Annotated in this window: 5 protein-coding genes; 2 read left to right on the forward strand and 3 right to left on the reverse strand. The window is 45.4% G+C overall.

Annotated features, from left to right (window positions below; translation table 11 throughout):
- Positions 1 to 23: 23 nt before the first annotated feature.
- On the reverse strand, positions 24 to 1,442 hold the full coding sequence (gene leuC / locus ACNFVB_RS08960) for a 3-isopropylmalate dehydratase large subunit (protein ID WP_430737263.1): 1,419 nt from the start codon (positions 1,440 to 1,442) through the stop codon (positions 24 to 26).
- A 406-nt stretch (positions 1,443 to 1,848) separates the two neighbouring features.
- Here leuC and ACNFVB_RS08965 point away from each other — a divergent pair, with 406 nt between their 5' ends.
- Together ACNFVB_RS08965 and putP are read left to right on the forward strand one after the other, a co-directional pair.
- The gene (locus ACNFVB_RS08965) at positions 1,849 to 2,721 is read left to right on the forward strand and encodes a LysR family transcriptional regulator (protein ID WP_075101606.1); all 873 of its coding nucleotides are present in this window, start codon (positions 1,849 to 1,851) and stop codon (positions 2,719 to 2,721) included.
- 575 nt (positions 2,722 to 3,296) lie between these two features.
- Positions 3,297 to 4,796: a sodium/proline symporter PutP gene (putP, locus tag ACNFVB_RS08970; protein WP_289056333.1), complete on the forward strand. Its 1,500-nt coding sequence runs from the start codon at positions 3,297 to 3,299 to the stop codon at positions 4,794 to 4,796.
- Between the two features lie 85 nt (positions 4,797 to 4,881).
- Here putP and ACNFVB_RS08975 read toward each other — a convergent pair whose 3' ends face one another.
- Positions 4,882 to 6,429, reverse strand: coding sequence for a porin family protein (locus tag ACNFVB_RS08975; RefSeq protein ID WP_198336406.1), 1,548 nt, complete (start codon positions 6,427 to 6,429; stop codon positions 4,882 to 4,884).
- 127 nt (positions 6,430 to 6,556) lie between these two features.
- Positions 6,557 to 12,217 carry a transferrin-binding protein-like solute binding protein gene (locus tag ACNFVB_RS08980; RefSeq protein WP_430737264.1) on the reverse strand — a complete coding sequence of 1,887 codons (5,661 nt, stop codon included), beginning with the start codon at positions 12,215 to 12,217 and terminating at the stop codon, positions 6,557 to 6,559.
- Positions 12,218 to 12,830: the final 613 nt, after the last annotated feature.

Raw genomic sequence — 12,830 nt, forward strand, 5'->3', positions numbered from 1 at the left:
GAGGGAGTTATGGATGAACGGTCTTAAAACGTACGCACGTCGACAAAGTGACCCGCCAATGCTGCTGCTGCTGCCATCGCAGGACTAACCAGATGCGTACGACCGCCGTTACCTTGACGGCCTTCAAAGTTACGGTTAGAGGTTGAGGCACAATGCTCTCCAGGCTCTAGCTTATCGGCATTCATCGCAAGGCACATTGAACAGCCAGGCTCACGCCACTCAAAACCCGCCTCCGTAAAGACAGTATCCAAGCCTTCTGCTTCTGCCTGTTGCTTGACCTGCCCTGAGCCTGCCACCACGATCGCTTCCTTGATATTGTCAGCGACTTTGCGGCCTTTGATGACCGCAGCAGCATCACGCAAGTCTTCGATACGCGAGTTGGTGCATGAGCCAATAAAAATACGATCAAGCTGGATATCGGTAATCTTTTGCCCTGCACTTAGACCCATATAGGTGTATGCGCGTAGCCAGCCTTCTTGTTGCGCCTCATCGATAGCTTCGTCAGGTGTCGGAACAGACTGAGTGACATCGACGACCATTTCAGGTGACGTGCCCCAAGACACCTGCGGCGCAATCTCACTACCATCAATCTCAATTACGCTATCAAATACGGCATCATCATCTGAGTATAACGTACGCCAATAAGCTTCGGCTTGCTCCCACTGCTCCTCGGTCGGCGCATAAGGACGACCTTTGACATAGTCAATCGTCGTATCATCGACCGCCACCATACCAACGCGCGCGCCCGCCTCAATCGCCATATTACAGACGGTCATGCGCCCCTCCATGCTCATGTCTTCGAACACTTGCCCTGCAAATTCAATGGCATATCCTGTGCCGCCTGCCGTACCGATTTTGGCAATAATCGCTAGCACCACATCTTTTGGCGTCACGCCAGCGCCAAGCGTACCATTGACTCGGATTTGCATATTTTTTGATTTCTTTTGAATCAAACACTGAGTGGCTAGGACGTGCTCAACCTCAGAGGTCCCGATGCCATGCGCTAAACAACCTAGCGCGCCATGAGTGGCGGTATGTGAATCACCGCAGACCACTGTCATACCGGGCAACACTAAGCCCTGCTCAGGACCGACCACGTGCAAAATACCTTGACGCGCATCATTGATGGTAAACTCAGCAATATCGAACTTGCTACAGTTTTCATCCAACGTCAGTACCTGCAGGCGCGATACATTGTCTTTGATACCCGACACGCCCGCTAAGCGCTCTTTGGTTACTGTTGGGACGTTATGATCTGGGCTTGCGATATTCGCAGACAGACGCCACGGTGTACGATTGGCCAGCTCTAAGCCTTCAAAAGCTTGCGGACTTGTCACTTCGTGTAGCAAATGGCGATCGATATAAATCAGGCTCGAGCCATCATCACGCTTGGTGACTTCGTGAGCGTTCCAAAGTTTGTCATATAACGTTTGACCGGCCATATTGCTATCCTTTATTGATTGCTAATTGCTAATTGCTAATTGCTAATTGCTCAGTTTTTCACTGACTTACTATTTTTACCTACTTGCTATCGGTAAGCAAAAATGAGGTCTAGTCTAGGTAGTATATTGGTATGTCTTATCTCTACGCCAACGCTTTGTCAGGTCGGCATACTTATCTAATATTTATTGCTAAAAACTGCGCTTAAAACAAGCGTTATACGAAAAAACACCGCCGTTTATGCAATAAATATGTGACAATACGTCTCGATGTCTTGTGATTATAGCAGGCTAATCCTATAATAATAATTGATGATTTTTACATAGACACAAACTTTTATTTCTAATACATTGTGATTGGGTCAGCCAACTTTTATTTATAGCTTACAAAGTAGCTAAGGACATCCGTTTGAACACCACAAACTTGACGACATTCGTTACCGTTATGCACACTGGCAGCATCTCAGGCGCAGCCGAAAAGCTGTTTATCACTCAGCCTGCAGTCAGTAAACGTATCAAAAATTTGGAAGATGAGTTTAACATCACTTTGTTCGATACTGTCGGACGCGGTATTGTACCCACGCAAGCGGCGACCGAAATGCTGCCGCATGCCAAACGCTGGCTTGAAGATTATGAAAACTTCAAGATAAACCTGCAGCACTCCCAGCATATTGTCTCAGGTAAGCTGATCATCGGTACCAGCCATCATATTGGCCTACACCATTTAGCGCCTGTCCTCAAACACTTTATCCAAGCGTATCCTGCCGTCCAGCTAGAAGTGCATTTTGTCGATTCAGAGGCGGCACACAAAGCAGTATTAGATGGTGACTTGTCACTGGCGTTTGTCACTTTGCCACCTGTCTACGACAAGCGGCTAACCTACCATACGCTTTGGTCTGACCCTTTATACTTTATGACAGGCACTTTGTCACCATTGGCGACCAAATCCAATGTGACGCTCGAGCAGTTGGCTCGCTATCCTGCGATTTTACCGTCGGCCAATACCTTTACCAGTCAGATTACGCTGGCTGAGTTTGCCAAGCATAACCTCAAGCCTTATGCGACCATGAGCACCAACCCATTAGAGTCTATTCGTATGCTGGTCTCTGTCGGTCTTGGCTGGTCGGTACTGCCGCAGACCATGATCAGTCAAGACTTAGAGCGTATCGATATGGCGGACAATATCGAGTTACAGCGTTATTTGGGCGTGGTCATCAATCCAAAGCTGACTCAATCTAGCAGTGTGACGGCGCTATTGGATCTACTATCTCCTATCGATTAATAAAGTGATTCATACTATATAGCATCAGTCAAGGCGCATAATTCTTGTGCCTTACTACTAGCAGACACGCCATTCGCATTTGTAGTAGTCATACGTTATAATACGCTTGACGTTGTTTTTATAACAAAAATTTACCATATGAACACTGATAGTCATATATTGAACACTTCGAGTAATATATGATAGGTGTCAGTAGGTTTAATGGTTTTAAATGATTGGTTATATTGGCGACCAATATAGTTATATAACTATAGGTATATAACTGGCAAATGCGATAAAGCGAAGCATCGACTTTTTGATTTGCTCCTTATTGAATGACAATCTTTATTGACTACGCCATGTGCTATTTATGAGCGAATGATTTTGTCAATAATCGCAGTGTCATGATCTATATACCTTCGCCCTAGAGCAACGCCAATCATATAAAACTAACAGCAGATATTGAATCAAAGCCATTATGTCCTACTTAATGGCTTTTTTTGTCTTTAGATATTGTTTTGGACAACGTCTTGTAACACTTACTCTTTATAGTTAAAAATAATTACCGCCAACGCAGTTGGTTAAGGACAATTTATATGAACGGAGTTTCTAGTGGCGTGCTGATATCGCTTGCCGCCTATTTCTTAGTGATGATTGGGATTGGCATTTATGCTTACTTTAAGCAGGCCAATGACACAGAAGGCTATATGCTCGGTGGCCGTAATCTCAGCCCAGCAGTAACGGCACTCTCAGCAGGTGCCTCAGATATGTCAGGCTGGCTATTGCTTGGATTACCAGGCGCTATGTATGCCGATGGCGTGGTCAGTGCTTGGATTGCCATCGGTCTGACATTGGGTGCTTTTTTAAACTATATCATCGTGGCACCCCGCCTTCGTGTGTACACCGAAGTAGCTGACAACGCTATTACCCTACCCGATTACTTCGCCAACCGCTTTGAAGACAAGTCGCACATGCTACGTGTCATCTCAGCCGTTGTCATCATTCTATTCTTTACCGTCTATACCGCTGCAAGTCTTGTAGGGGGTGGTAAACTGTTTGAAAGCTCATTAAATCTATCTTATAGCACAGGCCTATGGGTCACCGCTGGTGTGGTCGTCATTTATACCTTGTTTGGTGGTTTCCTTGCCGTGTCGATGACGGACTTTGTACAGGGTGTCATCATGCTGTTTGCCATGGTGATCGTCCCTATCGTTGCCTTGACAGATCTGGGCGGCGTGTCAGCCACGACTGATGCCATCAGAACCATCGATCCTAGTATGCTCGATATCACAAGCGGCATGACAGCACTTGGTATCATCTCGCTACTCGCTTGGGGATTAGGCTATTTTGGTCAACCGCATATCATTGTGCGCTTTATGGCGATTCGCTCAGTGCGAGATGTTCCAACAGCGCGTAACATCGGTATGAGCTGGATGATTATCAGCCTGATCGGTGCTTGTGTGACGGGTATCGCCGGTCGCGCTTACGTACAAAGAACCGCGATGACTCTAGATGATCCTGAGACCATCTTTTTGGTATTCACGCAGTTTTTATTCCATCCATTGGTTTCAGGCTTCTTATTAGCGGCCATCTTGGCAGCGATCATGAGTACCATCTCATCTCAGCTATTGGTGGTATCAAGCTCATTGACGAAAGATGTGTATAAGCTGTTTTTTGATAAAGAAGCACCAGAGGCGCGCCAAGTACTGGTCGGCCGTATTTCTGTGATTGTCGTCGCTGTCATCGCTATCTTATTAGCGTCGAACCCAGACAGCTCAGTACTGAACCTCGTTTCTAACGCTTGGGCAGGATTTGGCGCGGCATTTGGCCCGCTCGTTATCTTTAGTCTGACATGGCGCGGTATGAACCGTAACGGTGCTGTCGCCGGTATGGTCGTCGGTGCCTTGACAGTCATCCTATGGGTCTATGGTCCATTTGAGATGAATGGCGTACCACTAAATAGTTGGTTATACGCCATCGTTCCAGGCTTTATCTTGAGCACCATTGCTATCTTTGCAGTGAGTATCATGACTGGCGGTCCAAGACCTTCGGTATCTGCCAAATATAAAGAGATGGAGCTGAATTTAAACAAATAAGTTCATAAACTATCGAACACTAAAAAACCCTCGCTATCTCGGATAGCGAGGGTTTTATTTGGCTAATACAAAACTGATAAGATACTTAGAAAGTCTTGGTTAATAATACCGTCGCTGATTTTTCATCACGATCATCATAATAACCAAAGTTACTAGAGGTCGTTTCATAGTCAAACACCAGTCTTGGAGTCAGACCAAGCACTGTGATATCGCGCTTCCAGACTTGTAGACCTAGTGAGGTGGTTTTATCCTCGCGTTTTGTACCCGGCTTACCGCCCACTGCATTATAGTAGCCCAACCATGCACCACTACCAGCTGGATAGGCATCTGCAGGATCTTCGTACTCTTTGATACCATAGCCTGCTGTCGCAAGGGTAGATATACCGTGCTTCCATTCACGCCCCCAACCGACATTGACAGAATTGCGATCGTAGCTGATGATGCTTGATTTGGGGACATCGTTTTGATAATTACCCAATCCACCATAGAAGTATTCTTTGGCATCTTTGATATAAAATGCGTTTAGGCCAAGAAACTGACCATCGGTTTCTCGGTTTTTATTGTCGTCATCCTCAAACGTTTCATTGGACAAAATACCGGTGGCCGTCAATTTCAACTTTGGTTTTACCCAGCGTGAGCCGCTGACCGTGACCCCTTTACGTAGGCTATAATCTTCTTCATCGTAATACCGCTTGGTCACAAACGGCGTGAGTGAGACATCATTTTTGGCATCATCATAACCAATACCAGCAGAAGCGGTCAGCAGATAATCGTTATAATCCGTTTCATCCCAGTAGCCTTTTAGTGAAGCATTTCCGCCTACGGTTGCATAAAAATTCTCAGGTAAATTAAAGCGCTTATTGGCACTGCCAGACACCTGAATACCGTTGGCCGTTTTTTGTTCGATTGAACGCCCCAGACTAGATTGAATAGACTTAGACGGCGCGTCATTGATATTGCTATCTCTGACATAGCTGGCAGAGACATTAAACTGCCATTTTTCTGAACTATTTATTTGAGCCAACGAGTTTTGAACTCTCGCCATCACAGGCGCTGGTAAATCAACCGACTGTAGCTTTAAAAACTGCTCTTTTGCGGCGGCATACTGCTTATCTGCTTGCATAGCAATCGCCATATTTAGGCGTACAGGGTGAAAATCTGGATCTGCTGCGAGCATCTCACGGTAAATGGCGATGGCTTGCTTGTTTTTGGCTTCACTGCGATATATTAAGGCGTCAGCGAATTTGATGAGCATGGGATCATTGGTTTTAAGTGCTTTATAATGCGGCAATACTTCTTTTACCGTGACCATATCTTGCGCGGCTAACGCATCATTTAAAAACTTACTAAACGCCGCTGGGTTGGCTTTTAACGCCGCCAAATTGTATGTCGTGGCGGCAGCAAGTTGCTGACGACTTTTGATGGCACGCTGCGCCTCTGTATCAGAAACCGCGGTAGATGGCGCTGTGGGATCTGACACTGCTGTTTGATTTTCACGTTTGAGCAGCTCAGTTGCCTGATCAAGCTCCGGCCCTATGTCTGGTGGCGTATCTTCTGCCATGACGGGGACAGAATAAGCCATCATTAGTGAAACACAGAGCGTAAGAGGTTTGAGCATATATTGATTATTCATGGGTATCCTTACCTAAGTATGATCATTAATCTTCCAAACTTAATCATCCTAAGGGATTTTAAACGTTTAAGCGAGAAAAAAAGCGTCCTAAGACGCTTTTTCGTTTGGGTTGTGCAGTCATATTCCTTTATTGCTTTTCGGCGCCAAAGGTTCCTTGAAAGGTCGTGCCTGTTCCTGGTGTGGTACCTGTTCCTGCTACATTACCAGGTTGAGCTTCTTGATAAATGCCTCCTAGGAACTTTGCACCATCACCATAAAAACCACCTGATGTCGCAATATTGTCCTTACTACCAGCGAAAGTATTTCCGGTAATATTAGCACTGATACCAATGTTTTTATTAATACCAGCAAATGTCAGCTCACCTGTCATAGAATCATTGACGAAATCCACATTAAATGTCGATGTGCCATTGACCACTGGGTCTTTGATAGCGCCTGAGCCTAAATGTAAATTGTCCATATAGGTGGCCACGCCAGCATATTGAACATTACCATCAGTTGGCATATTCTCAGTTGCTTGGCCCATAACGTAAACATTGGTATAGCGTGATTTCACCCCACTACCGATACCACTTTCTTTAACAAGATCGCCGTAGACATGGCCTATCTGCATCTGTGTGTCAAAGTTTCTATACACAGAGTCGTAATTATATTTTAAATCAATGTCACCAATGATAGATCCTACGTTTTTAAAAGTAGCAACGTTCTTATCCTTAGATTTCATGAAACCACTATCAGCATCAAAGGCGACATCATTATTTCTAACGGTTGTAATCATAGCAGGTTGCTTGAATTTGTTAGGTTTAACAATATCAAGACGGGCTGCAAACTTATCATAGCTTGGCAGATTATCTACAGCACTATCATCAACTATGTCCGGTGTCGTGTCTTCACCTTCACCCGTTGTAGTGGTAAAGGTTTGATTATCTGTCACAAACTGACGATAACCAATCGCGTCATCGGTGCCTAAGCCTGATACGCTACTGATGGTATTGCTCATCACACCTGTTATGGCTTTAGGTTCTGGTACTGGCTCTGCGCTTGGGTCCACCTTAGTAGCGCCATACGTTCCCTTTCCGCCAGAGACTTGATAGACACCGCCTAAAAGCTTGGCATCTTCTCCAAAGAAGCCGCCTTTTGTGTCAACACCATTCCAACTGCCAGCAAAACTATTACCATCAATCTCAGCTTTGATAACCTTCTCGCTAACGCTAGAGCCATCAAAGGATAACGTCCCATCGACTTGGCTATCAACAAAATCAACTTTGAATTCTGAAGTACCAATGATTGGATCTTTTCCAATGATCTCACTTTTACTATTGCCGATATAACTGGCTACACCGTTATAGTCAACTTTACCATCATTGATGCCATTGTCGATATTGTACTGTGATAGCTCTTTCATGTACTGCATATCGGTATTATCTGTACTGTTACCTTGCACATAAGTATTAGACAAGGTATCTAATCGAATACCATTATTAGAAGTCTTGAGATCGCCGTATAAATGACCAACCTGCATCTGATCATCATAGTTCTTATAAACTGAAGTATATTTAAAACGTCTGTTCAAATACCCTGCTCCTAACGAATACAGAGAGCTCTTTTTAAACCCTTCTCCGTAGTCTTCATCAGTTGCGTCTCGTAACTGGAAGCCAGTAGTGGTATTTGAATCGTAACGTCCAGACCCAGTTGCTATTAAATCAACGTTGAGCTCATCGTAGTTAGAAGAAGTATTGGTATTAATAGCACTATTGTCACTGCCCGAAATGGTATTTTGGAAACCAGAGACAGTAGCATTCGCAGCTACAACTGGGTTGTTTGGCGCTGGTGGCAATTGTTGTGCGGCGGCCAAAGCATCTTCTGCTGCTTTTGCTCTAGCCTCAGCCTCTAATTTTGCCGTTTCAGCCGCATCAGCGCGTGCATTCGCTTCTAGCTGTGCTTGTTCAGCATCGGCTGCTTGTTGCTTGGCTTCGGCTACTTTCTGTGCAGCCTCTGCTTTGGCATCACCGATGGCAGCTTGAGCTGCAGCTTCAGCTTGGATCACAGCATCTTCTGCTGCAGCTCTGGCATTCTCAGCGGCTAGTCTTGCGGCTTCTGCTGTCGCTGCGGCTTCTAGAGCAGCGGCTTCGGCAGCTTCTGCTGCGGCCGCGCGCTCTAGGGCAGCAGCAAGCAGGTCTTCACCATTACCGGCGTTTGCTAAGTTTTCTTCTGCTTTTGCTAGGGCTTCTTGTGCTTTAATAGCGTCTGCTTGCGCTTTTTCTGCAGCAGCTTGGGCAGCGTCGGCTTGCGCTTGAACACCTGCGATAGCTGCATTGGCTGCATCCGCATCTGCTTGTGCTTTTATCGCTGCTTGTTCGGCAGCAGTTTGCTGGTCGCTCTTAGCGCCATAGGTACCTTGAGCGCCATTGCCTTCGTAGACACCGCCTAGATACTGAGCATCTCCACCAAAGAATCCACCATCGGCTTTATAACCCTCTTTGCTACCTGAGAACTGATTGCCTGCAATTGTGGCTTCTAAACCAATCTTCTTATCACCAAAATCTAGATCGCCTTTTAGATTTTTGGCGACAAAGTCAGCGGTAAAGACTGATGTGCCAAATTGAATATTTTTGTCTAAACCAGTCTCGCGGTAAGTGGCATCCCCTGTATAGCCGACTTTACCTTCGGTTGGCATGTTAGCAGTTTGGGTGGCATTACCAACGACAGCCACACCATTGACAGGTAATAGGCCAGCAGCGGCACCGTCAATATGAGCCACTCTTAAGTCATCACTAAAGTCTTTGTATGTTGAGGTGTAGACAAGGTCCTGTTCACCCAGTGAAGCAGTAACCACTTTGGTGGTGTTTTCAAATGAGTTGAATCCACTAGATCCTGCTACTACTGTATCATTGTCACCACTGACTTGAAGCGCTACAGGATCAGAGACTAATCCTCTAGAGGCGATATCTGCCCGTGCTTGTACTTGCGTCTCATCCGTAATGCCAAAGTCACGAGTCGTGGTTGTCAACATACCTTGATTTAGTCCAGTGGCATCGATACTGATATGCTGCACACCGGATTTAGCAGTTTCAGGTGCGTTTTTGGTTTGAGAAGCAGCTAAGGCGTCGGCTGCTGCTTGAGTGGCTTGCTGAGCGGCTGCAATTTGCGCTTCTGCTGCGGCAGTCGCTGCGGCTTGTGCCTGCTGAGCGGCGGCCGCTTTCGCATTTGCTGCATCAAGTGCCGCTTGGCGGCGATCTACTTCTGCTTGTAGGGCTTCGGTATTGCCGCCACCTGAAGCTAGAGCATCCGCTAGTGCTTGTTCTACTTCAGCCAGTTCTTGTTGTGCAGTTACCAGCTCACTCTTGGCTTGATCCGCTTCCGCTTGAGCTGTTTCAGCCTTTTGTTTCTCAGCTTGCGCTAATGCTTGTGCTGCACTTGCTTGTTGGTTGGCTTGATCGGCTTTGGCGTTAGCAGCAGCAATCGCTGTTTCAGCTTGCGCTTTAGCGGTGTTAGCTTCAGTTATGGCTTTAGCTTCGGCGGCTTCTGCTGCATCAGCTCGTGTTTTAGCCGCTTCAGCTTCGGCCTTAGCATTTGCTGCTTGTTGCTTGGCTTCTGCTACTTTCTGATTAGCCTCTGCTTTGGCATCACCAATGGCTTTGTCGGCTGCTTGTTGCGCTTTTATAGCTGCATCTTCTGCTGCAGCTCTGGCATTCTCAGCAGCTAGTCTTGCGGCTTCTGCTGTCGCTGCGGCTTCTAGAGCAGCGGCTTCAGCAGCTTCGGCGGCATCGGCGCGTGCTATTGCATCTTTTAGGACCGCTTCACTATCACCTGCATTGTCTGCAGCTTCCTGAGCTTTAGCAGCGGCAGCTTGAGCCTTAATAGCATCTTCTTTAGCCTTATTAGCTTCAGCAGCTGACGCAGCGGCTTGCGCTTGAGCATCTTTTAGTGCTTTATTAGCAGCAGTGGCTTGCGCTTGGGCGTCTTGAGCGGCTTGTTCAGCGGCAGTTTGCTTGTCGCTCTTAGCGCCATAGGTACCTTGAGCACCGTTACCTTCATAAACACCGCCTAGATACTGAGCATCTCCACCAAAGAATCCACCTTCAGTATTGTAACCAGCATTGTCAGCAGCAGTACCTGAGAACTGGTTACCGTTGATATCAGCAGTAAGACCAATTTTACCAGCATTATCAAAGGTAAGATCGCCTTTCACATTTTTGGCAACAAAGTCAGCGGTAAAAACTGATTTACCAAATTCGATATCATTCCCAATACCCAGCTTGCGGTAAGTAGCATCCCCTGTATAGCCGACTTTGCCTTCGGTTGGCATGTTCGCAGTTTGGGTTGCATTACCAATTACGGCGACACCATTGACTGGTAGGGTTTTGTTCAACAAAGTGACTTCAGCAGATCCGTCGATGTGACCGATGCGCATGTCATCGCCGAAGTCTTTATAGGTCGAGTTGTAAGTTAAAGGAAGTGTTTGACCAATGGCGGCGACCACTATATCTGTTTTATCTTTATGGCTTTTAAAGCCATTAGCCACCTCGGTGTCACCTTCACCAGAGATAGTGACTGGCACCAATGGTAGTAAACCTGCTGTGCCATCTTCTTTTTGAGAAGCAATGTCGGCACGGGCGTCAATTGCAGATCCATCTTCATTTACTGCAAAGTCGCGGGTGGTCGTATTAAACAAGCCTAGTGTACCAGCATTGATGTTTAATGACTGAACGCCAGACTTAGTCGCTTCAGGCGCATGGTTAATATTGGCTGCTGCTAGGGCATCTTCTGCTGCTTTTTTAGCAGCCAATGCGAGTGCTGTTTGTGCTTCTGCTGCTTGTTTGGCTACTTGTGCAGCGGCTTGAGCGCTTTCTGCCTGGGCTTGTGCCTGTTGGGCGAGTTTGGCTTTGCGCTCAGCCTCTTTTTGTAGTGCGTCGGAACCACCACCATTGGCTAGCACATCTTCTAATGCTTTCTCAGCAGCTTGTTGTGCTTTAATGGCCTCTGCTTTCGCTTTTTCAGCAGCGGCCAACGTTGTTTCTGCCTTTTCTTTGGCCTCTTTGGCACTGTTCGCGGCCGCCAAAGCCGCAGCTTGCTTTTTCGCAGCCTCTGCAGCCTTTTTAGCTTCTAACTTAGCTTTTGCCTCAGCGGCTTCTTTGGCAGCTGTTTCTGATGCCAACAAATCTTGTAGCTCTTTAGCTTTGGCTTCTGCCGTATTTGCACGGGCCTCAGCAGCTTTTGCGTTAGCTTCAGCAACTTTCACTTTAGCTACGGCTTCTTTAGCTGCCGCCTCTTTAGCAGCTTTTATCTTACCTTCAGCCTCTTGTGCCGCCGCTTCAATCTTTGCAACTGCTTCTACCCTAGCGGCCTCTGCTGCGGCTTTCGCTTTTGCTGCCTCTGATCTTGCTGCATCAATCGCTTTTTGTGACGCTTCTGCCGCCTTTTGTGACTCGACACCAAATTTCATCTCAGCAGCTTTAAGTGCGTCTTCTGCAGCCTTCGTTTTGGCCTTTGCCTGTTTTAAGGCATCTTCTGCAGCTTTTGTTTTGGCTTCTGCGGCTTTGATCGCAGCCTCTGCTTGCGCATTACTGCCAGTATCAACGCCGCTACCCTCAGTTTCTGATCCTCCTGCAGTTCCACTGTCATTTTTAGGTATTGTAGGGGATGGCTTGGGCGTGGTGCTGTCTCCACCATCACTAGCGCATGATGCTAGGATTACAGTGGTTAAAATAACGACGCTAGCTTTCAGCGGCGTTTTTAGTTTTTTTGCTGTCGCTACAGCAGATATTGAATGACGGTTAAGTGACATTCGTCTTCCTCCATGAAGAATTGATAACAGTCCATTATTTATCCATACTAGGCACAACAAATATCTAGTACCACGCATAGATAAACAAATCACTTATAAAAAGTCAATAAATATATCTACAATTATGAATAATGTAACCTTTGGTTACCAATTAATTTCATACTTCTTTTAAACGATATGTTTTGAATCGGTTTTTATTTAAATTTAATGAAATACTCATTCCTGATAGACCCAATAATAGTAATTTAAATATTACATATCAACATCATTCATCATTTATTAGTTACAATATTTATAAAAACATATTAATTAAAAATATAGCAAAATCAACACTTTGGGATAAATTAAGAAAATTTTTCATATTAACCATAAATATATTATATAAAATATATAATCAATATTTTTAATAAAAAATAAGCCTATTAAGAACTCACCTATTTATTAATTTCTACCCAATTATTTTAAAAGCAGAAAATAAAATCTCTACAGGCAATAATACTAAGTTAAATTTACCGCAATACTTAAAAATTATTACCACCATTATGATTAATACGGTGTATTAGATACTTTATAAAATCAAATAAAAATATAAACCTAAGTTTACTATTAAGCA

This window comes from Psychrobacter sp. VH5, from assembly GCF_050572635.1.
Lineage (GTDB): Bacteria > Pseudomonadota > Gammaproteobacteria > Pseudomonadales > Moraxellaceae > Psychrobacter > Psychrobacter celer.